At 31.9% G+C, this 22,618-nt stretch carries 18 protein-coding genes; 12 read left to right on the plus strand and 6 right to left on the minus strand.

Annotated elements, in window-relative coordinates:
- The first annotated feature begins 7 nt into the window (after window positions 1–7).
- The 5 genes from ACQYZ7_RS14445 to ACQYZ7_RS14465 all read left to right on the plus strand — a co-directional run bounded on the left by ACQYZ7_RS14445 (window position 8) and on the right by ACQYZ7_RS14465 (window position 7,822).
- Window positions 8–544, plus strand: coding sequence for an HD domain-containing protein (locus ACQYZ7_RS14445; protein WP_430730426.1), 537 nt, complete (start codon window positions 8–10; stop codon window positions 542–544).
- 394 nt (window positions 545–938) lie between these two features.
- Window positions 939–3,077 (plus strand): amino acid permease, encoded by a 2,139-nt coding sequence (locus ACQYZ7_RS14450; protein WP_430730427.1) that lies wholly within the window; start codon window positions 939–941, stop codon window positions 3,075–3,077.
- A gap of 115 nt (window positions 3,078–3,192) precedes the next feature.
- The gene (locus ACQYZ7_RS14455) at window positions 3,193–4,635 is read left to right on the plus strand and encodes a hypothetical protein (protein ID WP_430730428.1); all 1,443 of its coding nucleotides are present in this window, start codon (window positions 3,193–3,195) and stop codon (window positions 4,633–4,635) included.
- Window positions 4,636–4,777: 142 nt separating this feature from the next.
- Window positions 4,778–6,622 carry a cystathionine beta-synthase gene (locus tag ACQYZ7_RS14460; RefSeq protein WP_430730429.1) on the plus strand — a complete coding sequence of 615 codons (1,845 nt, stop codon included), beginning with the start codon at window positions 4,778–4,780 and terminating at the stop codon, window positions 6,620–6,622.
- Window positions 6,623–7,054: 432 nt separating this feature from the next.
- Window positions 7,055–7,822, plus strand: a complete 768-nt coding sequence (locus ACQYZ7_RS14465) for a carboxypeptidase-like regulatory domain-containing protein (RefSeq protein ID WP_430730430.1) — start codon at window positions 7,055–7,057, stop codon at window positions 7,820–7,822.
- A gap of 114 nt (window positions 7,823–7,936) precedes the next feature.
- Here ACQYZ7_RS14465 and rlmF read toward each other — a convergent pair whose 3' ends face one another.
- From rlmF to ACQYZ7_RS14480, 3 genes are read right to left on the minus strand one after another with little or no spacing between them, the layout of a single operon-like run.
- The gene (rlmF, locus tag ACQYZ7_RS14470; protein WP_430730431.1) at window positions 7,937–8,791 is read right to left on the minus strand and encodes a 23S rRNA (adenine(1618)-N(6))-methyltransferase RlmF; all 855 of its coding nucleotides are present in this window, start codon (window positions 8,789–8,791) and stop codon (window positions 7,937–7,939) included.
- Entirely contained in the window at window positions 8,791–10,386 is a 1,596-nt protein-coding gene (bshC, locus tag ACQYZ7_RS14475) for a bacillithiol biosynthesis cysteine-adding enzyme BshC (RefSeq protein WP_430730432.1), read from the minus strand. The genes rlmF and bshC overlap by 1 nt, the downstream gene beginning before the upstream one ends.
- The gene (locus ACQYZ7_RS14480; protein ID WP_430730433.1) at window positions 10,386–11,051 is read right to left on the minus strand and encodes a class I SAM-dependent methyltransferase; all 666 of its coding nucleotides are present in this window, start codon (window positions 11,049–11,051) and stop codon (window positions 10,386–10,388) included. The genes bshC and ACQYZ7_RS14480 overlap by 1 nt, the downstream gene beginning before the upstream one ends.
- A 121-nt stretch (window positions 11,052–11,172) precedes the next feature.
- Between ACQYZ7_RS14480 and ACQYZ7_RS14485 the strand changes: the two genes are divergently transcribed.
- Genes ACQYZ7_RS14485 through ACQYZ7_RS14505 form a run of 5 tightly spaced genes read left to right on the plus strand, consistent with a single transcriptional unit; the run spans window position 11,173 to window position 16,342 of the window.
- Window positions 11,173–13,107: a BatA domain-containing protein gene (locus tag ACQYZ7_RS14485; protein WP_430730434.1), complete on the plus strand. Its 1,935-nt coding sequence runs from the start codon at window positions 11,173–11,175 to the stop codon at window positions 13,105–13,107.
- Window positions 13,104–14,363, plus strand: coding sequence for a dihydroorotase (locus ACQYZ7_RS14490; protein WP_430730435.1), 1,260 nt, complete (start codon window positions 13,104–13,106; stop codon window positions 14,361–14,363). Before ACQYZ7_RS14485 ends, ACQYZ7_RS14490 begins: the two co-directional genes overlap by 4 nt.
- 4 nt (window positions 14,364–14,367) lie before the next feature.
- The gene (locus ACQYZ7_RS14495; RefSeq protein ID WP_430730436.1) at window positions 14,368–14,694 is read left to right on the plus strand and encodes a hypothetical protein; all 327 of its coding nucleotides are present in this window, start codon (window positions 14,368–14,370) and stop codon (window positions 14,692–14,694) included.
- 3 nt (window positions 14,695–14,697) lie between these two features.
- A complete protein-coding gene (locus ACQYZ7_RS14500; protein ID WP_430730437.1) occupies window positions 14,698–15,336 on the plus strand; it encodes an alpha/beta hydrolase in 639 nt (212 codons plus the stop codon).
- A gap of 55 nt (window positions 15,337–15,391) precedes the next feature.
- Entirely contained in the window at window positions 15,392–16,342 is a 951-nt protein-coding gene (locus ACQYZ7_RS14505; protein WP_430730438.1) for a sterol desaturase family protein, read from the plus strand.
- 39 nt (window positions 16,343–16,381) lie between these two features.
- Here the strand turns inward: ACQYZ7_RS14505 and bcp are convergent, their stop codons facing one another.
- On the minus strand, window positions 16,382–16,834 hold the full coding sequence (gene bcp / locus ACQYZ7_RS14510) for a thioredoxin-dependent thiol peroxidase (protein WP_430730439.1): 453 nt from the start codon (window positions 16,832–16,834) through the stop codon (window positions 16,382–16,384).
- A gap of 109 nt (window positions 16,835–16,943) precedes the next feature.
- Between bcp and ACQYZ7_RS14515 the strand changes: the two genes are divergently transcribed.
- Window positions 16,944–17,600, plus strand: coding sequence for an endonuclease III domain-containing protein (locus tag ACQYZ7_RS14515; protein ID WP_430730440.1), 657 nt, complete (start codon window positions 16,944–16,946; stop codon window positions 17,598–17,600).
- A 240-nt stretch (window positions 17,601–17,840) separates the two neighbouring features.
- Here ACQYZ7_RS14515 and ACQYZ7_RS14520 read toward each other — a convergent pair whose 3' ends face one another.
- Entirely contained in the window at window positions 17,841–18,422 is a 582-nt protein-coding gene (locus tag ACQYZ7_RS14520) for an RNA polymerase sigma factor (RefSeq protein WP_417786276.1), read from the minus strand.
- Window positions 18,423–18,655: 233 nt separating this feature from the next.
- Here ACQYZ7_RS14520 and uvrA point away from each other — a divergent pair, with 233 nt between their 5' ends.
- On the plus strand, window positions 18,656–21,448 hold the full coding sequence (gene uvrA, locus ACQYZ7_RS14525; RefSeq protein ID WP_430730441.1) for an excinuclease ABC subunit UvrA: 2,793 nt from the start codon (window positions 18,656–18,658) through the stop codon (window positions 21,446–21,448).
- 74 nt (window positions 21,449–21,522) lie between these two features.
- On the opposite strand, the gene ACQYZ7_RS14530 is transcribed toward uvrA, so the two are convergent.
- The gene (locus ACQYZ7_RS14530) at window positions 21,523–22,608 is read right to left on the minus strand and encodes an HmuY family protein (RefSeq protein ID WP_430730442.1); all 1,086 of its coding nucleotides are present in this window, start codon (window positions 22,606–22,608) and stop codon (window positions 21,523–21,525) included.
- Window positions 22,609–22,618: the final 10 nt, after the last annotated feature.

Consider the following 22,618-nt stretch of genomic DNA (forward strand, 5'->3'; position numbering starts at 1 on the left):
ACCTCAAATGACACAAGAACTATATCAAAAAGCAATAAAGTTTGCTGGAGAAAAACATAAAGATCAAAAAGTTCCTGGAACAAACTCTAACTATTTGCTACACATCTCTAACGTTGCTATGGAAATAATCATAGCACATAATGCAAATAACAATTTCGATTTGAATTATGCTGTTCAATTAGCGCTACTCCACGATACGTTAGAAGATACTGATACCGACTTTTCAGAATTATTGAACATGTTTGGAGAAAAAGTTGCTATTGGAGTTCAAGCATTGACTAAAAATAAAAATCTTGATTCTAAAAAAGAGAAAATGATAGACAGCTTGAACCGAATAAACAAACTTGAAAAAGAAGTTGGAATGGTAAAATTAGCAGACAGAATCACAAACCTTCAAGAACCTCCTAAACATTGGAAAAAAGATAAAATTCAAAGCTATTTATCTGAAGCTACCTTAATTAATGAAGCACTAAATAACAAGAATGAATATTTAAATAAAAGATTAGAGAATAAAATTACTGAATACAAAAAGTATGTTGAATAAAAACATTCCACGCTACCAACCCTTAGTATAAGTAGCCAATTCCCCCCTATTCTGAAAAATTGCTACCATATCCTTAAACTACATTTCTTTACTAACATTTTTCTACACGGTAACATATACCACTGTTTAAAACAACTCCCCTTACTATGGGAGAGTCATTCCCCTTAGGCAGGAAATGCCATTTCCATTACCGTTGGGGTGTCACCCCAATAATAATTTAGATATTATCTTTAAATAATAAAACAACCAACAAAAGCTAGCCTTTCTAACAAAAAACACTCTAAAAGAGCATATTACAAACACTACCTTAATCAAACCACGCTTAAAAAGTGTAATTTTTTTCATATCTTCTCATGGTCTAACCACTTAATAATAAGCCTTAAACGCAAAAGTCATGAGGAACAAACTAAAAAAAGACTTAGGATTATTTGATGTTTTTGCCATAAGTACTGGAGCTATGTTTAGTTCTGGTTTCTTTTTACTACCAGGAATCGCCTCACATTACACAGGGCCTTCTGTATTTTTAGCCTACTTACTTGCAGGTGTATTAATACTACCCACCATGTTTAGTATTGCTGAAATATCAACAGCTTTACCACGATCAGGAGGTGCTTACTTTTTTTTAGACAGAAGCTTAGGTCCACTCATGGGAACCATTGGCGGACTGGGTACCTATTTTGCTTTAATGCTTAAAACAGCCTTTGCTATTATTGGTATTGGTGCTTATGCCGCTATATTTTGGGAAGTTCCCACAAAAATAGTTGCTATCGTAGCCACCTTTTTTTTTATGGCGTTAAACCTTGTAGGCGCTAAAAAAACCTCTGCTTTTCAAAAAGTGTTTGTCATATTCCTTTTAATCATTTTAGTTGGTTTTATTGCTGATGGACTTTTTTCCATCTTCACCTCAGATAATATCACCAACGAATCTATCAACAAACAACTTACTCCCTTCTTTTCAAACGGATTTGGAGGAATGTTTACCACCATAGGTTTTGTTTTTGTTTCCTACCTAGGGCTCACTCAAATAGTAAGCGTTGCAGAAGAAATTAAAAACCCTGAAAGAAATATTCCTTTAGGTATGATACTCTCTTTAGTCGTTACAGGATTAATTTATGGTTTGGGTGTTTTTATTATGGTAACTCTTATTGAGCCTACTGCCTTTGCTAACGAATTAGCTCCTGCGGCTACAGCAGCAGAACATCTTTTTAAGTGGTTACCTGATAATGTGGGAGTATTGTTAATGTCAGTAGCAGCGCTTGCTGCATTTGCTTCCACAGGTAATGCAGGGCTTTTATCAGCATCAAGATATCCGTTTGCCATGGGACGCGATAAATTATTTCCTGCTATTTTAGCTAAAATTGGTAAAAAAGGAAGCCCTGTAGTCGCTATATTTTTAACCACAGCGCTAATTATCGTATTCATTTTAGTATTATCAGAAGAAGGTATTGTAAAGCTTGCAAGTACCTTCCAGTTGTTGATTTTTATCTTTATCAACTTCTCTGTTATCGTTTTTAGAAAAAGTAAAATAGAATCGTACGACCCTGGTTATGTATCTCCACTATACCCTTTTATGCAGGTTATTGGAATTGTTATTTCATTCATCCTTATTATTTATTTGGGATGGATGCCCATACTTTTCACCTCAGGTATTATTGTAATAGGCCTACTTTGGTATCACTTTTATTCCAAAGGAAAAGTAAAACGAGAAGGTGCTATTTTTCATTGGTTTGCGCTTTTAGGAAGGCATCAATACGATGAATTGGAAAATGAATTAATGACCATTTTAAAAGAAAAAGGGCTTCGTGAAGGGGATCCTTTTGATGAAACCGTAATTACATCGAAAATAAAAATACTTAAGGACACGACTAACTTTGACAAGGTCTTAAATATCGCTTCCGATTACTTTTGTAGGGAGTTAGACCTCAACAAAGAAGGAGTACTACACAAGTTTTTCCAATCTATACCCGATGAATCTGTGATAGCGTTACCTGGTATTTTAGTTTTTCATGCCAAGTTTAAGAGCGTTTCGCATCCTTCCATGAAAATTGTGATTTCTAAAAACCCAATTAAAGGCGCATTTCCGTCTGAAGGCTATGAGTTTAAAAAGCCCATACAAATCTGTGCTTTTCTAATTAATTCTGATGAAAACCCAAAACAGCAATTACGTATGCTATCGAGACTTCTTGATATTTTAGAGCGAGAGCACATCGTAAAAACCTTGCTTAAAATGAATAGCCACAGAGAAATTAAAGAGTTTTTACTACAAAACGAGCGATTTGTAAGCATCAAACTACTCGAAGGAACTCCGCAAGACACCATGATAGGAAAACAGCTAAAGGAAATTCAGTTACCAAAAGATGTTTTAGTGGCTTTGGTTGAAAGGAACGACAAAACCTTTACGCCTAATGGTTCAACTGTTTTAGTAATGGATGATGTACTCACCATACTTGGAGAAACCAAATCCATCGCAAAACTGTATAAGGAATACATGAGTTATGAAATAGATAAATTGGATACGGAAGAGGCTAGTTAATTTTTGGTTTGATTTCTAAAGCTATTTTAAATAATTTGTTATTAATCAATATTAAACATTAGTATGAGCCTACTTCCTTTATCACATTAGCAATAATTAACTATAATAAAAATAAATGATTCGTATTTACCTAGATTGGAATGTAATTAGTAGTCTTAAACGACCTGAGTTTAAAGAAATAAAAGATTTTATATTCAAACATAAAAAACATTTACAATTCCCTTATACCCCAGCTCACTTTACCGACTTAATGAAAAGCTACAATCCAAATAATAACCTTTTCAATGTTGACTTGGAAACTTTAGAATTTCTATCTGAAAAACATTTCCTAAGATGGGAGAAAGATAGTGTCAAACCTTTGTTTGGCCCACCAAGTGAATACTTTGAATATGAGAAAAACAAAGATGATATTTCCGAGTTAATGAATATTGAAAAAGTCTTTGAAGATCTTGACAAATCACTTGAAGATATTGGCTCTGGAAAATTAGGTAATTTGATGAAGTCACTTTTTCAACTACAACCTTCTGGAGTTGAAATAACTGATGATAATAAAGATTTCATAAAAAAAATGTTTCCAAATCTTAAACCTGATTCAACAATGTGGGATTTAATGAAGGAAATGGGACCATTTTCTCAAAAATTCTTACAAGATGGTGAGTACTATAAAGACTTTAGAAAAACAATGTCTGATTATGGTTTTAAACTTGAATCTAACTCTGGTAACTGGAATTATGATGAAGTTATAAAGAACATTGATAATTTCCTATTAAAACTAGGAACAAAAATGACATATCTAGAATATGTAGAGACAGCATTTAAACACAGAAAAGAACCTATAAATCAATATGAATACTATACTACTGCATACTTAATGCTGGATATGATAGGATATAAGATTGATAAACTACCTAAACCAACAGATAATATGCAAAACATTCAAGCTGATGGAGAGCATTCTTTTTATGGAGCACATTGTGACTATTTAATTGCAATGGATAAAAAATTAAGAATTAAGTCAAAAGTTCTTTACAACGAGTTTAATATCCCTACAAAAATTATTGAACCAAAAGATTTAATTTCCGAGTTAACAATAGTACTTGACGATATTCATAATAAAGAAAATTTCCTTAATGAAGCAATTGGCTTTTGTAATGAGAATTTATTAGTTCAATCATATCCCAAAGAGGGTGAAGAAGCCATTGAAAGGTACGCCTTTAAATTACCAAAGTTCTACTTTAACTACTTCAACTATGTAATCTATTCCAATTACCCTGAACAAGAGGGGTTAGTTTTAACCTTTAAAAAGGTCTTCAAAAACTTTTCAAGATTTATTTATTATACCGAATCTGAAACACTAATTGATACAATTACACAATATTTTGGATATGACAATGATGAAGAATTGGAATTTAAGAAAAATGAATTTGTTTATGGAGATAAAGAAGTTACTTTTGATTGGAATTTTAAAGGTGGTTTGATACGACTAGAAAAGGAAGATCACACCAAAAGACCTATTTTAAACTACATATTATCAACAAAAAAAGAAAAAGACGATTAACACTGTATTTAAAAGTATAGCGTTTTATGAAACGCTATATATACAAATTTTGCTATAACTAAGTTCAACAAAACTCCCCTCTACTCTCTTTCTAAAAAAATCTAATTAACGTATCTTGCAGTCTTATTAAAAGACACCTATAATGCAAGACAAAAACTTACATACGTATATAAAAAATGTTGTAGAAAATATGCCAGCAGATTGGTTAAACCTAACCACTCACCGTCTGGATATTTATGTAGAAAAGCTAGCTAAAACTCAGTTTTTAGAGCAGTTCGAAGATTTGTATAAAAACAACAATACTGCTGCTGCTGCTGCTTTAAGCGAGTTACCAACTGCGTACGATTATATTCGTTTAGGACATCCATTATCGTCTGTATTAGAGTGGACGATTGCCAAACTATACAACACTAAAGCAGCAAATGTAATTAGTTTTTCGTCACAAACGGTTCCTGTATTGGCTGTGTTAAGAGCGAATTTGTTTGCTAATAAAAACACGCAAATAGTGTACACCAATGAAATCCCTAGCTTTTTTGATGCAGAGGTAATTAAGAGCGTATACGGATATCAATTTGAATTAAAAAAGGTGGATAGTGTTGAAGCTATTCCTGAGTTTGATGGTAGCTCCGTATTCATTGTTGAACAAGAAGCTATTTGCAACTTTACCATTGTACCAAATGTTGATCTTTACATCAACACACACCCAGAATTAGGAAGCCTTTTATTGGTAAACGGTGCACAAAACAACGCTTATATTTCAGACATTCAACATGTAAGAAGAAGAGAAACTATTGCCATGACTCCTGCTAATTCGTTAAAAGCATTAAAAAGTCTTATCGATGAGCCGTATGAGGTTACAGTAACTGACGTAGCACAAAACAAAGCGAAGGTTGAAAAATTAATCAATGAAATTACCAACACCAGCACAAAAGCGTTAGTAGCATCAAGTGGACTTTCAATACAATATGCTATTTTAATGGGATTGATTGACGATGCTCTTGAAAACCATAAAGGAAAAGCTATTAAAATTGTAGTGCCTCCAAACTGTTATGGTGGTACAAACGACCAAGCGAGACGTGTTGCTGCTTGTTTGGATAATGTAGATGTTGTTGATTTACCTGTTGATGGAGACAACGATATGGTTGAAAGCATTGACACCCTGTTAACCAACATTGCAGCACAAGATGCAATTCCTTATATCATTGCTGAAATTCCGACCAACCCAAGAGTAGAAGTACCAAATCTTACTGATTTAAGAGATGTTTTGAGTAAAAAGCGTACGACTCCTACCGGTGAAACAGCGATTGATCCTGTATTTATTTTAGACCAAACTTTCTGTCCGAATGTTCACTTTTTAGGAGATACAGATATGTTAGCCAATATTAGAACTATTTCGTTTGCTAGTGGATCAAAATTCCCTAGTGGTGGAAAATGTACTGCTGGATACTGTGTTGGAAATAAAACAACGAATGGTTTAATAGAAAAAATAGAAAAACACTTACACATTTGCGATAACGAGGCTACACCGCTTCAATATGAAATATTAGCTGCACAAATGCCTTCTATGACGCAACGTATTAGCGATGCTTATAAGAATACTCGTGAGTTTGTAAACTTTATTCATGAAGTGTTACCAGATGCTAAAATCAATTTTGTTTCTGAGGAATTAGCAGCACAAGGATTTACGCCATCGGTATTTTCATTAGATCTTCCTACCAAAGGAAATACTGCGGAAGAAAAAGAAGCCTATAAAAGAGCCTTAAACTTAAAGCTTATCAATTTAATGATTACTGAAATACCTAATGAAAGTAAGTATTGTGTAAGCTACGGACAGTTAAAAGGTTGTTACTGGACGATTCCTGCAACCTCAACCCAAGGAACTACAAAAGAAGGCGATAAAGATTATATTGCTCGTGTAGCGCTATCTCCTAATATGGATTTGGAGCTTCATAAAAAAGTATTCTTAGACTTTGTAAAAAGTATTTAAGAATAGTAAAACGTCATTTCGACTGAAGGGAGAAACCGCAGGGTTTGGCGATGCTAAATCTCATCAAGGGCAGTAATAACTCCCATCGTTAAGATTTCTCAGTCGTAACCTCCTTCGAAATGACGTTTTGTTTTGTCATTTCGACCGAAGGGAGAAATCTCACCAAGGGCAGTAACCCTGATTATTGAAATTTCTCGTTATCACTCGAAATGACGTTTATTAATTATTTTAGAAAGTTTCTTTCCTTTTCTAAAACCTCCAGCACTCAATTCATATCACTTTATTAACCTTAAAGTCAACTATTAAAAAAGGCTATCTTTTCGTTACCCTTACTTTGTTTCATATCTGATTTTCAGTATCTTTGCCGCTTCAAAACTTCCCCTCAAAACAACAAAGTATCTTAACATATTAAATATAAAAAACAAAAAAAAAATGTTAAACATTAAAGATTATAAAATCGTAAAATTAAGCTGTTTAGCTATTGTTTTATTGACCGTATTAAGTCTTACTTCATGTAGTAGTGATGATGATTCTACTCCGGAACCAATTACTAAAGCTAATATTATTGGCTCTGTTAGTTTATATGATGAGGGTATTACACAAGTTGATAATGCTTATATGACAGTTAAAGTTGAGGGTACTTCACCAACCATATCAACCACAACTGATGCCAATGGAAACTTCACTTTAACTGATGTTCCTTTTGGAACTTACACTATCGTATATGAAAAAGTAGGATACGGAACCTATAAAAGATTTGATATTGAACACAATAATACTGGAGCTTCAACAAGAATTATTGGAACACCATCATTAGGACAGGTATCAACAACTCAGGTAGACAATCTAAGTGCTAACGTAAATGGAAATGATGTAGTACTCTCTGTATCAACAAATCCAGTAGGAAATGCTGGAAATACTAGATATGTTAGATACTTCCTTTCAACTAGTTCAGATGTGAGCGATGTAAATTATACTTACTTTTCTCCTGGATTAACTTCTAAAATAAACCCAAAAGAAATAACGCTTACAGCAAGTGATTTATCTAACGCTGGATTTACATCAGGTGAAACTGTATATGTAAAAGTTTATGGTGATTCGTTTTGGAGTAGTGAATATGACGATTCTGATTTAAGCAGGAAAATATTTCCTAATTTAAATACAACTTCAGCTAATGCAGTATCTTTTGTTATACCTTAAAAAGTATACAAAAACAACATATAAAAAATCGACTTTGATACTTAATCAAAGTCGATTTTTTAGTTTTTACAATTATATTTTATAACTCGTGATTTATACAACTAACAAAACTCTCTAAAACCTCCAGCACACAATACGTGTTACCTTGTTCCCTTGGTGCATAGGGATTACTTTAAATTCTTTAACTCCTAATTTCTTACCTGAGTTTTGTAAGCTTTCTACGTTTTCTTTTTTAGAAACCAAACTCGTAAACCATTTACTTACTTTCGGAAATTTAGAACTTTCATATAAATACGTATGTAAAAAAGCTTTCTCTCCACCTATATACCACAACTCATTAGAGTTCCCTGCAAAATTACGGACAGCATTGTTTCCTAAGTTCCTCGACTTTCTTCGATTCGCTCCTCTCGCCTCTTCTGCCGATTTATAGAATGGTGGATTGCACATCGTTACTGTAAATGCATCATCTGCTTCTATGACACCTTCTAAAATATGCTCTTCTTTAAACTGTTGCCTTAATTCAACCTTTTCAGTAAAACCATTATCGTCTATAATATCCTGAGCATAATCTAGTGAATCTAAATCGATATCAGTAGCAACAAAATTCCAATCATACTCTGCAATTCCTAATAAAGGATAAATACAACTTGCCCCTGTACCAATATCTAACACCGTTACGTTTTCCCCATCTACTACCAAATCGGCTAAATGATGAATATAATCTACTCTTCCAGGTATTGGCGGACATAAATTATCATCAGAAAAATTCCAATGCTTAATATTATAGTGAGCAGCTAATAATGCTTTATTAAACTCTTTTACTGCTATTGGGTCAGAAAAATCGATGGTTTCCTTCTCAAATTTTTCAATAACAAACTCCTCTATTTTTGGGTATTTTTCTTTTAAGAGTTTAAAATCGTATCCGTTTTTGTGTTTGTTTTTTCTGTGTAATCCTTTTTTATCTGCCATTAAAGTGTAATAACTGTAAACTCTAGTTGTAACGGATGTAAATTTTCTTTTAGAACTTTAATAAAGTCGGCTCCATATTCTAAATAGAACTCTGAAAAATTACGTTGACGTTCTTCTAAACTTTGATTAGGTAATAATTCGTTTTGCAAAGCTACAATTCTTTCAACTGTTTCTTTTTGACGTCGTTTTTCTGCACGCAACCATCTTTTTTCAAGGTTTTCTAATCCTTTTATCTGCTTTTTTTCTTGTGCATTTACTGCTCCTACAAAAGAAACATCTGTTTTTTGAGCTAGCTCACGTAAATCGTCAAACTGTTGCTGTAACAACTGTTTCTGTTTGGTAAAATCTACTTTGGCTTCACCGTTAGCTAATACCTTTCTTGCCAACAAATCATCTTGCTTTAAAAACAACTCTTCTTCTGAAACGTTTAGTTTCTCTAACTTTCCTAATTGTTTTTCTGAAAGTATTTGAGCTGAGTTTCTTAATAACAAAATAGGAAACGGAACATTTACTTTATCAAAATATGCCTTTAATTCTAACCAATAGGCTAACTCTCCTCCTCCACCTATGTAACATAGGTTCGGTAAAATTACCTCTTGGTATAGTGGACGCATAATTACGTTTGGTGAAAAACATTCTGGTTCACTATGTAAATGATCTAGAATTTCATCCTTTGTCCAAGAAATATCAGTATTATTTACTTTGTAAATTCCGTTTTCAAGAACAATACGTTCGCGAATCCTATCGGTGATATAAAACAAGTTTATCTCACGCGGATTTACTTGTATTTTATATGATTTCTCTAGTTCTGTAATTGTTTTCGATACTTCTTTATAAGAGGTTTTGTGTAACAAATCGTATTCTACATACGGTGTTAGTGCTCTTTTTAATTCTCTTTCATCAGCATCTAAAATTACCAAACCATACTTTCCAAAAAGTTTATCGGCTATATATCTGGTTGCATCTGCTAATGTTTTATGTTGCAAGTATCCTTTTTCAAATATCTCTTTTATTTGAATAGCATTTTTTGAAGTTCCTAAATGCTCTGCAAATACTTCAAAAACATCTTGTAATCCCTCGGTTGTAAAACGTCCTACAGGTCCTGTTTGGTCAGAGTTCCACTGTACTTTTATCCCTTTAAAGTTAAAGAAGTTGATTTCTTCAAAATCGTGGTCTTCAGTTGCCATCCAATACACAGGTACAAAATTATCATTCGGGAATTGCATTGACAAATGCTCGCACATGTTTATGGTTGATATAATTTTATACAGAAAATATAACGGTCCTGTAAATAAGTTCAGCTGATGTCCTGTTGTAACAGTAAATGTATTCTCTTCTAGTAAGCTTTCTATATTTTTTTGTGTCTCAAAAGATAAGTCAACGTCTTTGTATTGTTTTCTCAATACTTCAACTAACCTTTTTCTTTGTGTGCTTGAAATAGGATTTTCTTTCTTTTCTTCTAGTTGCTTTTCAAAGTTTCGTAAACTCGGATAACGGTTATAAAAAAGTTGAATATTTTCATCAGCCTTTAAATAGTCTTCCATTGTTTTAGAAAAGAATCCTGTGTTTTTATAAGGGATATTAGTTACGTTCATTACTTGTGCGTTCTTTGAAATAAGGTGTAAACATACGGACGTTCTCCCTCGTACGGATTTACAAATGTGTGATTAAAACTATTAACTAAAACAAAATCATTTCCTAATTTTTCTTGTAGCATTTCCGCATTGTAACGTTGTAATTGCAGTCCACAACATTTTTCTGCTCCGTCTAAAGCAAAAACAGCAATAATTACAAATCCGTCAACTTTTACAAGCTTTTTTAATAAATTAAAATAGGCGTTCTGTTCTTCGTTTTTTAAAAAGAAGTGTAGTACCGCTCTATCATTCCAAACGTCAACTTCATCAAGCTCATGTAACTTGGTTGGAGTCACTAAATCATCAGCTATAAAATTAACTTTTGATGCACCTTTTCCTAATCGATTTTGTATATCGGTTAAAGCTTTTTCAGATAAATCATTTGCTATTAAACCTGAATATCCATCAGCTACTAGCTCGTCAATTAACATGGATGAACCAACGCCTACATTTAAGATTTTAGCGTCTTTAGATACTTTGGATTCTTTTAGTAATTGAATAGTTTCTTTCGAACTCTCTTCGAACCAGCCTAGTTTTTCTGTTGGATTTTTTACGTAGGCAACATTCCAGTGTTTTTTATAATTAATTTCTTCCGGAATGTTACACTCACTCTCTTTTGTAGTCATAGTCCAAAAATAGGAAAATTTAATCCTTTGTCGAAAACTTACCAGACTTCTAACAGATTTTTAACTACATTCTTTTTTTAACCATCTATTTAGGTATTTTTACAGTTAGTAAATTACAATTATGCAGTTTAAACATCCTGAGATTTTATATTTCTTAGCTTTTTTACTCATTCCTATTTTGGTACACTTGTTCCAACTACAGCGATTTGTAAAAGTCCCGTTTACCAATGTAGCTTTTTTACAAAAGTTAGTGTTGCAAACACGTAAAAGTTCTCGTATAAAAAAATGGTTGATTTTAGCCACGCGTTTACTGCTACTTACTGCCCTAATTTTTGCTTTTGCACAACCGTATTTTAGCAATTATAAAGAGAATGAAAAGCAACATTTCTTTATATACTTAGATAATTCATTAAGTACTAATACTGTTGGAGAAAAGGGTAATTTACTGCAAGTTGCTACTCAAGAAATTATTGAGAATTCAACAGAAAAAACAAGTTATTCTTTACTAACAAATAATCATTTCTACGCTAATAAAACAGCTTCTGAACTAAAAGAAAAGCTATTAAAAACAACAAATACAGCAAAAAACAGCAACCTTGCTGATGTTTTTTTAAGAATGACTAATGAGAATAAATCTATAAATTCTCCAACCAAAAACATTGTAATTTCTGATTTTCAAAATATTAAAAAAGAGGAAATTGACAACGCTCCTAAAAATACTTCTTTTGTAAAGTTAGTGCCTGGACAAAAAAGTAATGTTTCTATTGATAGTATTTTTGTTGATGATAATGGTGGCTCTAATTTTAACGTCCATATTACTATTAAAAATCAAGGAAACGCCCAAAAAGACATTCCTATTGCTATATACAATAATGACAAATTGTTGAATAAACAAACCTTTAGTATTGAGAAAAACAAGACTACGGAGGTTACTTTTTCTGTTGTAAAAACACCTGTGTTTTTAGGTAAAGTAGCTATTAATTTTAACGACACCTACGGGTTTGATAATTCATTTTATTTCACCATTAATGCAAACGAAAAAATTAATGTACTAGCTATTGGAAAATCGAACAACTTCTTACAACGAATTTATACCAAAGAAGAGTTTAACTTTACTTCCTCTTCGCTACAAAGTATAAATTATAATTTGATAGATAAACAACACCTTATTGTTTTAAATGAGTTAGAAAATATTCCTGAAACACTTATAAATAGCTTAGCAAGCTATACAGCAAAAGGTGGAAATATAGTTGTAATTCCAAGTAATAAAGTAACTCTTCCCTCTTATAATAACTTTTTTAATAAACTAAATACAGGAAAGTTATTTTCACTAAAAAGTGACAGCTTAAAAGTTACTACGATTAATTATAATCATCCTCTTTTTAAAAATGTTTTCGAAAAGAAAGTTGCCAACTTTCAATATCCGTTTGTAAAAACCTCTTTTAATACTGAGTTTAAAAATGCTAGCAATATTATTTCTTTTGAGAACAAACAAGGCTTTATTAAACAGGTTAGTTTACCAAATGCTTCTATGTATTGGGTAGCTGCCCCTCTAAATAAAGACAATAGTAATTTTACAAACTCTCCTTTAATTGTTCCTGTTTTTTATAATATTGGGAAACATAGTTTACAACTTTCTGAATTGTATTATACCATAGACAAACAAAATACTATTGATATTGATACCCAATTAGGAAAAGATGAAGTTTTAAGTATTACTACCAATAAAGGTTCTTTTATTCCTTTACAACAAACTTTTCAAAACAAAACGCGCATCACAACTAAAGATCTACCTTTAGTTGCTGGGTTCTATAAAGTACAACAACAAAACAATGTACTTAGAAATATTGCTTTTAATTACGATAAAAGTGAAAGTCACTTAGATTTTTTAACGCTTTCTGAAGCTAACGATATAACCATATCTACTTCGGTTAAAAACACCTTAGAAAATATTAATAATGAAAACAAAATTCAATGGCTTTGGAAATGGTTTTTGGGCTTAGCTATTGTATCTTTGCTTTTAGAAATTTTGATTTTAAAATTCTTTAAACCATGACAACGCTGCTTAAATCGGCAACAATAATAGATGCTTCTAGTCCTTACCACCAACAAACTAAAGATATTTTAATTACTGACGGTATTATTACCAAAATTGACAACAACATTACTAGTAAAGAAAACTATAATGTTGTAGAGCTTGATAACCTTCACGTATCTCCGGGGTGGTTTGACACTAGTGTTTCTTTTGGTGAACCAGGTTATGAAGAACGCGAAACGTTACAACATGGTATACAGGTAGCTGCTAAAAGTGGTTTTACCAATGTAGCAGTCAATCCAAACACAAACCCTATTGTTGATAATAAATCGGCTATTGAGTTTTTAATTAATAAAGTGAATGGAGCTGCAACCAACATTCATCCTATTGGAGCTTTAACTCAACAAAGTAAAGGTGCTGAAATGTCTGAAATGTATGACATGCAACAATCAGGTGCTATTGCTTTTGGTGATTATAACAAACCTGTTAGCAACGACAATTTGTTAAAAATAGCATTGTTATATGCTCAAAATTTTGACGGGCTGGTACTAAGTTTCCCTAAAAATAATTTAATTGCTGGTGAAGGTGTTGCAAACGAAGGTAAGAATAGCACACTTTTAGGATTGAAAGGAGTTCCTGCACTTGCTGAAGAAATTCAAATTTCTCGCGATTTATTTTTACTAGAATATACAGGAGGAAAATTACACATCCCTACAATCTCTACAGCCAAATCTGTTCAACTAATTAAAGAAGCAAAAGAGAAAGGTTTAAATGTAACTTGTAGTGTTGCTATACATAATTTAGTATTAACAGATGATGAATTACATGGCTTTGATGCCAATAAAAAGGTAAATCCTCCTCTACGTACAGAAGAAGACAAAAAAGCTTTAATACAAGGTTTAAAAGAAGGTATTATTGATGTAATTACCTCAGATCATAATCCTATTGATGTTGAACATAAAAAAGTAGAGTTTTCTACTGCAAAAGACGGAACCATAGGTTTAGAAAGTGCCTTTGGAGCTTTAAATACAGTATTAGATTTAGAAACTATTATAGGCTGTTTATCTAACAATCCAAGAAAACGTTTTAATATTGAATTAGCTTCCATAAAAGAAAATGAAAAAGCTAGTTTATCTATTTTTAATCCTGATGGAGAATATACTTTTTCAGAGCAAAACATTGTATCTACCTCAAAAAACAGTATCTTTCTAGGGAAAAAGTTAGAAGGAAAAGTATACGGTATTTACAATAACAATCAACTAATTTTAAACTCATAAAACCATGGAAAACCAAACAGTAAACGAAGGAAAGACTCCTGCAATTATCAGTCACTTCACAGTTATAGGGCTTATCATTGCTTTTGTTTTAAACATGAACAACAAAAACGCTTTTGCTAGCTTTTATATTAGACAAATGCTTGGTTTAAATATATTGTACATGATAAATATTTGGGTTGTTTATAAATATTTAGGAAGCACAATAGGATGGATTGTTGGAGTACTACTATTTGTACTTTGGTTAATTAGCCTTTTAGCTGTTTTAAAAGGAGAAAAGAAGCTTGTACCAGTTGTTGGAGAACAATTTCAAAACCTATTTAAAGGAATTTAATACATGAGTTTACAATATATTGTAAGAGAACCTAAAACTTCAAACCCTACCCCCCCATTATTAATTTTATTACACGGGTATGGTAGCAACGAACAAGATTTATTTTCATTTGCTGAAGAATTACCTGATGATTTACTAATTGTAAGTGCTAGAGCTCCTCATGATATGGGCTATGGGGGGTATGCTTGGTATGCTATAAATTTTGATTCAGTTAACGGAAAATTTTCAGATCTAGCACAAGCAGCTGAATCTGTTGACAAGATTGCTTCGTTTATTGATGAAATAAAAGTAAAATATAATACAAATTCTGATAAAACATTTTTATTAGGATTTAGCCAAGGTGCTATTTTAAGCTATGCACTAAGTTTTAAATACCCTAATAAGGTAAAACACGTCGTAGCATTAAGTGGGTATGTTAATGAAGAATTACTACCAGCTGAAATAGATGATTCTATTACAACAGATTACTATATTTCTCACGGAACTGTTGACCAAGTTCTTCCGATAGATTGGGCCCGAAAAGCTCCTGTTTTATTGAAAGACTTTAAGTTAGCTAATGAATATTCTGAATACCCTGTAGGGCATGGTGTAGCTCCTCAAAACTTTTATAGTTTTAAAAGCTGGATTGAGGAAAGACTATAAACTTTAACAGTTAAATTGGGGAAAATTAAATATTTTTGCACCCTAAAAAAATAGCATGAGCAACATATTTAATCAAGATATATTATACTACTGGAGTGCTCCTTTTTTCATTTCAGTAATTTTTCTCGAAATGTACTTTAGCTATAGAGCTAAAGCAAAAAATTACGAGTTTAAAGATACTGCTACTAATGTTTACTTTGCCTTAGTCAATTTTAGCTTAGACCTATTAATGAAGGTCGTTTCATTTGCCATTATGGGCTTTTGTTATCAATACAGAATTATTGACTGGGAAGGTAACATGTCGTGGGCATATTGGTTGTTAGCTTTTATTGGTCAAGACTTTTTATATTATATACACCATTATGTAGATCATCATTCGAGATTTTTCTGGGCTGTTCATGTAACACATCATAATTCTGAGTATTACAATATTTCAACAGGTTTCAGATCTCCAGTTTTACAGCCTTTATTTAGGTATATGTTTTTTTTACCATTAGCCTTTCTTGGAGTTATGCCGCTACATATTATGTTTGCATACGCCATGAATCAAAACTACGGAACATTATGCCATACTAATTTTATTAAAAGTAAACTAGGATGGTGGGGATATATTTTTGTTACTCCATCTCACCATAGAGTTCACCATGCTTCTAACACTAAGTATTTAGATAAAAATATGGGAATGGTTTTGATTATTTGGGATCGTATTTTTGGTACTTTTCAGGCAGAGGAAGATGAAACTGAATATGAAAAACTACGTTATGGTTTAACGAAACCTTTAGAGGATAAAGGACCTATTAATATTATATTTCACGAGTGGAAAGAAATTTTTAAAGACTTCTTCAAACGAAAAAAAGAGTTACCATTAACAACACGATTAAAATATGTGTTTATGCCTCCAGGGTGGAGTCATGATGGTAGTACTAAAACAAGTAAAGAATTACAAAAAGAACTTAAAACTACTCCTTTAGAAGAGTTGAAGTTACAAAAAATAAAAGTCGAGTAAATACTCGACTTTTTTCTTTTTTATGATATTTTATATCTATTACTTTAATATCTGGTTTGCGTGTTCTTTTGTTTTCACTTTTGCTATCACATCTTCAATCACTCCTTTTTCATCAATTACAAAAGTAGTACGATGAATTCCATCATACTCTCTACCCATAAACTTTTTTGGTCCCCAAACACCAAAAGCATTAATTACATCTTTACTTTCATCTGCTAACAAAGGAAAAGGTAATTCATTTTTATTAATAAAGTTTTGCTGACGTTTTGCTGAATCTGCACTTACACCTAAAACATCATATCCTTTTGCTAAAAAAGTTTTGTAATTATCTCGTAAATCACAAGCTTCTGCTGTACAACCAGGCGTACTTGCCTTTGGATAAAAGAATAATACTAGTTTTTTCCCTGCATAATCAGAAAGTTTTACTGCATTTCCTTTTTCGTCTACCGATTCAAAATTTGGTGCCTTATCTCCTATTTTTAGTGTTGTCATATTATTTTGCTTCAAAGTTATAAAGTCAAAGTTACAAAGTTGATTTTGATTATCCATAAAACATACAAAGCTTCTTTGTACCTTTGATTTTTTCAAACAATATAAAGCGATGACTAAAACAGAAAAAGTACAATTTGTTATAGATACTTTAGAAGAATTATATCCTGAAACTCCAATTCCTTTGGACCACAAAGATCCTTACACATTGTTAATTGCTGTATTAATGTCTGCTCAAAGCACAGATGCACGTGTAAACACTATTACACCTTTATTATTTGAAAAAGCTGATAATCCGTACGACATGGTAAAACTTACCGTTGATGAAATTCGAGAAATTATCAAACCTGTTGGTTTATCACCTATGAAATCGAAAGGAATTCACGGTTTATCTAAAATCTTAATTGAAAAGCATCATGGTGAAGTCCCTGTTGATATGGATGCTTTGGAAGAATTACCTGCAGTAGGACACAAAACTGCTAGTGTAGTGATGTCGCAAGCTTTTAACATTCCTGCTTTCCCTGTAGATACGCATATTCATAGATTAATGTACCGTTGGAACTTAACCAACGGAAAAAATGTTACACAAACCGAAAAAGACGCAAAGCGTTTATTTCCAAAAGAATTATGGAACAAGCTTCACTTACAAATTATTTATTACGGACGAGAATACTCACCTGCTCGTGGTTGGAAGTTAGAAAACGACATAATTACTAAAACGGTTGGAAGAAAATTGGTTATAGACGATTACAATAAAAAGAAAGCATAAAAAAAGCCCCAACCTTGTTGAAGCTTTTTCCACTCTTAATTCAAATTCAATTCAATGAGATAGTTTGATTTTGTTTTAACTACTGTTAGCGATTTAGAAAAATTAATCAAATATTGAACTGTTTCTTGTTTAGGTTCCATTTTAAAGTCCGGAGACTTCTTAGAGTAAACTTGCATCATATATAATCCCTTATTATTACTTATTATCAATGATTTAACGATGCTTTTTTTCAAATATTGTCTAACTAACTAAGATAATTTTATTTTTTTCAATTATTTTTCTCAAATTGATTAAAGCATAACGCATTCTACCTAGTGCTGTATTAATACTAACTCCAGTATTTTCTGATATTTCATTAAAACTCATATCATTATAAATACGCATTTTTAAAACCTCTTTTTGTTCTTCAGGTAGTTCTTCAACTAATTCTTTAACGTCATTTAAAATCTGTTCTTTTATTATTTTTCCTTCTGCATTTAACGCTCCATCACTTAATACCGAAAAAATATCAAACTCTTCTGTATTATTAAATGTAGGCATACGATTGTTTTTTCTAAAAAAATCAATAATTAAATTATGAGCAATACGCATAACCCAAGGTAAAAATTTACCTTCCTCATTATAATTACCTTTTTTTAGCGTTCGAATAACCTTTATAAAGGTGTCTTGAAAAATATCTTCTGTAGTATCTCTATTTTGAACTTTACTATAAATAAAGCTATAAAGACGTTGTTGGTGGCGTTTAATCAATAATTCTATGGCGTATTCATTACCATTAATGTAGTTTTTTACTAAAACACTATCATCTACTATGTTTTGCATAATAATTACTTTTGTAAAGAGTAACTCACTAGTTCTCTTTTTGTTAGGGGATATTAAGTTATAAAAGTAATTATGTAGCTATAGGCTTTTATTTATTGATTAATAATGAGTTACAAATATGATGTATTTTATTAATAAATACAAAAAAAACTATAAAAAAAGAGAAAAACACTATTGTTTATTCATTAAAACCACTTGAATTTGGTATTTTTATCGCTTATTTTTTTGAGTATATGAAGACTGATATTTCAACTGTTAATCCAAAGGAAAATATTATAATAAAAGGGGCTAAACTGCACAATTTAAAAAACATTGATGTAGTTATTCCTCGTAATAAATTAGTAGTAATTACTGGACTTTCTGGTTCAGGAAAGTCTTCTTTGGCTTTTGATACTTTATATGCCGAAGGGCAACGTCGTTATGTAGAAAGTTTAAGTTCGTATGCACGCCAGTTTTTAGGAAAGCTACACAAACCTAAAGTAGATTATATTAAAGGAATTGCTCCCGCAATTGCGATTGAACAAAAAGTAAACTCTACCAATCCACGTTCAACAGTTGGTACTTCTACTGAAATTTACGATTATATCAAGTTACTATTTGCTCGTATTGGTAAAACCTTTTCTCCTATTTCGGGTGATGAAGTAAAAAAACATACAGTTTCTGATGTTATTAAGCATGTAAAAAATTTTGAAGAACGTACTAAGTTATTATTACTCGCTCCAATACATATTAGTAAAGATAGAGACCTAAAAACTGTTTTGCAAGTATTAACCCAGCAAGGATATGCTCGTTTAAAATACCAAGACACTGTATACAGAATTGATGAGTTCCCTATAAAAGACTTTAAAGGAAACGAATTACAGTTAGTTGTTGATAGAATTGTTGTAAAAGACGAAGAAGATTTTTACAACCGTTTAGGAGATGCTGTACAAACAGCTTTTTTTGAAGGGAAAGGAATTTGCTTTATTCAAAACTTATCAGATAATAGTACTAGTGAGTTCAGTAATAAATTTGAAATGGACGGGATTTCATTCTTAGAGCCTAACACACATTTATTCAGCTTTAACAATCCTTACGGAGCTTGTCCTACTTGTGAAGGCTATGGAAATGTAATTGGTATTGATGAAGATTTAGTAATTCCTAATACAGGACTTTCTATTTACGAAAATGCTATTTTTCCTTTTAAAACAGATAGTTACAAAAAATATAAAAATGATTTAATTCTGAATGCTGAGGAATTCGGAATTTCTATTCATAAACCATGGTTTGAACTTTCGGAAGAGCAAAAAAACCTAGTTTGGAACGGAACCAAAAAATTCAAAGGAATTAATCATCTATTCAAAAAACTTGAAGAAAAAAGTTACAAAATTCAAAACCGTGTAATGCTTTCTCGTTACCGCGGAAAAACAAAATGCACTGAATGTAACGGGAAACGTTTGCGTAAAGAAGCCAACTACGTTCAAGTTTACGGTAAAACTATTGATGAATTAGTAACCTTACCTTTAGATGAGTTAGCTGTATTTTTCAATAATATTCAATTAAACAAATACGAAGAAAAGATAGGTAAACGGTTACTTACCGAAATTAATAATCGTTTACAGTTTTTAACAGATGTTGGTTTAAATTATCTTACTTTAAATAGAACCTCAAACACCTTATCTGGTGGAGAAAGTCAACGAATTAATTTAGCTACTTCGCTAGGGAGTTCATTAGTAGGTTCAATGTATATTTTAGATGAACCTAGTATAGGTTTACATCCTAAAGATACAGAACGCTTAATTGGTGTCTTAAAAAATTTACGCGATTTAGGTAACACCGTAATTGTGGTAGAACATGATGAAGACATTATGAAAGAAGCCGATTATATTATTGATATTGGCCCTGAAGCAGGAACCTATGGTGGAAATGTAGTTGCTGAAGGAACTTTTGAAGATATCCTACAATCTGAATCACTTACAGCTAAATATTTATCAGAAGAATTAAAAATTGAAATCCCTACTAGTAGAAGAACATCAAAAAATTCTATTGATATTATTGGTGCTCGTGAAAATAACTTAAAAAACATCGATGTTTCTTTTCCTCTTAATAACTTAACAGTTATTACTGGAGTTTCAGGTAGTGGTAAAAGTACCTTGGTTAAGAAAATATTGTATCCTGCTATGCAAAAAAAGCTAGTTGGGTATGGTGAAAAACTGGGGCAACATACAGATGTTACTGGTAGTTTTGACTTGTTAAAACACGTGGAGTTCATCGATCAAAACCCAATTGGTCGTTCTTCTCGATCTAATCCTGTAACGTATATCAAAGCTTACGACGATATTCGTAAATTATTAGCTTCACAAAAACTATCTAAAATAAGAAATTACCAACCGAAACATTTTTCTTTTAATGTTGATGGTGGTCGTTGTGAGGTTTGTAAAGGTGAAGGGGAAGTTACCATTGAAATGCAGTTTATGGCAGATGTACATTTAGAGTGTGAAACCTGTGGTGGTAAGCGCTTTAAAAAAGAAGTACTAGAAGTAACTTTTGAAGGAAAATCTATTGATGATGTTTTAAACTTTACTATTGATGATGCTGTTGCTTTTTTTACAGAGCATCAACAAACCAAAATAGCCCGAAAATTAAAGCCTTTACAAGATGTAGGATTGGGTTATGTGCAGTTAGGACAATCATCTTCTACCCTTTCTGGTGGTGAAGCGCAACGTATAAAACTAGCTTCCTTTTTAGTAAAAGGAAATACTAAAGACAAAGCTTTGTTTATTTTTGATGAACCTACTACCGGATTGCATTTTCATGATATTAAAAAGTTATTAGCATCTTTTAATGCGCTAATTGAAAGGGGTCATTCTATTATTGTTATTGAACATAACATTGAATTGATTAAGTGTGCTGATTATATAATTGATCTTGGATTAGAAGGTGGAAAAAAAGGTGGAAATTTAATCTTTGCGGGGACTCCTGAAGAGTTAGCTAAAAACAAAAAATCATATACCTCTAAATATTTAAAAGAGAAGTTACATTTTTAACGAGAAAAGCCACCCAACCTCTCGGTCGGACAGCCTTTCACAACAAAAATTAACAAAATTTAATAACGAAATTATTATTTCAATAAACTATATACAAACTCAGGGTAACCTCGTTCTCCAGCGTCATTTGTCATAGCTAAAAATTTAATTTTATATATATTACCATCGGTATCTTCTAATACATAAAAAACATTTTCTTTAAGAGAAGGTAAACTTCCTGGTCCTCCTCCATTTCTCCAGCTACTACCAATACCTCTTTGATCGTTTGAAAAAAGCTCTGTGCTCACATCTGCCAAGACAAAAGCCTCATATGTAAAATCTTCTGTTTCTGTATTTATCATATATACCTTTACATTTGATTTTATATTATTTATTACAAAATCTGAGTAACCATAAGCACCATAACCTTCTATTTCATTTGTAAAAACCGTAAAATTTAAATCCCACTCAGTTTTAGCAGGTTCAACACTTACTATTTTTTCTGTATCAAAACTGAAAAAAGAAAAATTATTATCTTTTGCTTTTGTTATTACTGCTTCACTATGTGTAGTCGCATCTAAATCTGCATACTGTAAAACATAAGCATCTCCATCTTTTAAAATTCTAACTTTTTTCCAACCTCGAGAGTCATCAGAGATGTCTACACTTCCAGTAGCAGGGTTCTCCGTACCTATTTCATCTCCTAAGTTTATTAAGTATACTTTATTATTAGCTTCAGTATCTGAAACTTCCGCAATTGCTGTAGTGTTCAAATCTCCACTTGGTGCGTCTATATATGCTGAACTTGTAGCATCAAAAGTACCTATAGCTACTTTTGGTTGTAAATCTTTTACCTCTTGATCTGAAGAATTAACAGCATCTATATCGGTAGATGATAACTGAGCTGCTGCCATATAAACTGAACCATTTATAACAACCCTAAATTTATCTCCAGAATAAAACCCTAAATCCCAAGAATCTCTTTTTATTTTTGTTGTCGTACTTGTACTTAAATCTACATACACTTGGTTAGGTTGATTAGGCCCTCCTACTTCTGGGGCAACAGTTGCTCCTTCAATTACTACTTTTATAGGGTCTGAAGGTAAATCATTATCACTATCACAACTTACAAATGAGCATATAGTTGCTAGTAACATAAATGATAAAATCTTGTTTTTCATGATTATTAAT

The organism is Tenacibaculum sp. SDUM215027 (genome assembly GCF_050566205.1).
Taxonomy (GTDB): domain Bacteria; phylum Bacteroidota; class Bacteroidia; order Flavobacteriales; family Flavobacteriaceae; genus Polaribacter.

Coding starts and splice junctions, on each gene's coding strand:
- ACQYZ7_RS14445 (WP_430730426.1), top strand. CDS start 8: ATGACACAAGAACTATATCAAAAAGCAATAAAGTTTGCTGGAGAAAAA.
- ACQYZ7_RS14450 (WP_430730427.1), top strand. CDS start 939: ATGAGGAACAAACTAAAAAAAGACTTAGGATTATTTGATGTTTTTGCC.
- ACQYZ7_RS14455 (WP_430730428.1), top strand. CDS start 3,193: ATGATTCGTATTTACCTAGATTGGAATGTAATTAGTAGTCTTAAACGA.
- ACQYZ7_RS14460 (WP_430730429.1), top strand. CDS start 4,778: ATGCAAGACAAAAACTTACATACGTATATAAAAAATGTTGTAGAAAAT.
- ACQYZ7_RS14465 (WP_430730430.1), top strand. CDS start 7,055: ATGTTAAACATTAAAGATTATAAAATCGTAAAATTAAGCTGTTTAGCT.
- rlmF (WP_430730431.1), bottom strand. CDS start 8,791: ATGGCAGATAAAAAAGGATTACACAGAAAAAACAAACACAAAAACGGA.
- bshC (WP_430730432.1), bottom strand. CDS start 10,386: ATGAACGTAACTAATATCCCTTATAAAAACACAGGATTCTTTTCTAAA.
- ACQYZ7_RS14480 (WP_430730433.1), bottom strand. CDS start 11,051: ATGACTACAAAAGAGAGTGAGTGTAACATTCCGGAAGAAATTAATTAT.
- ACQYZ7_RS14485 (WP_430730434.1), top strand. CDS start 11,173: ATGCAGTTTAAACATCCTGAGATTTTATATTTCTTAGCTTTTTTACTC.
- ACQYZ7_RS14490 (WP_430730435.1), top strand. CDS start 13,104: ATGACAACGCTGCTTAAATCGGCAACAATAATAGATGCTTCTAGTCCT.
- ACQYZ7_RS14495 (WP_430730436.1), top strand. CDS start 14,368: ATGGAAAACCAAACAGTAAACGAAGGAAAGACTCCTGCAATTATCAGT.
- ACQYZ7_RS14500 (WP_430730437.1), top strand. CDS start 14,698: ATGAGTTTACAATATATTGTAAGAGAACCTAAAACTTCAAACCCTACC.
- ACQYZ7_RS14505 (WP_430730438.1), top strand. CDS start 15,392: ATGAGCAACATATTTAATCAAGATATATTATACTACTGGAGTGCTCCT.
- bcp (WP_430730439.1), bottom strand. CDS start 16,834: ATGACAACACTAAAAATAGGAGATAAGGCACCAAATTTTGAATCGGTA.
- ACQYZ7_RS14515 (WP_430730440.1), top strand. CDS start 16,944: ATGACTAAAACAGAAAAAGTACAATTTGTTATAGATACTTTAGAAGAA.
- ACQYZ7_RS14520 (WP_417786276.1), bottom strand. CDS start 18,422: ATGCAAAACATAGTAGATGATAGTGTTTTAGTAAAAAACTACATTAAT.
- uvrA (WP_430730441.1), top strand. CDS start 18,656: ATGAAGACTGATATTTCAACTGTTAATCCAAAGGAAAATATTATAATA.
- ACQYZ7_RS14530 (WP_430730442.1), bottom strand. CDS start 22,608: ATGAAAAACAAGATTTTATCATTTATGTTACTAGCAACTATATGCTCA.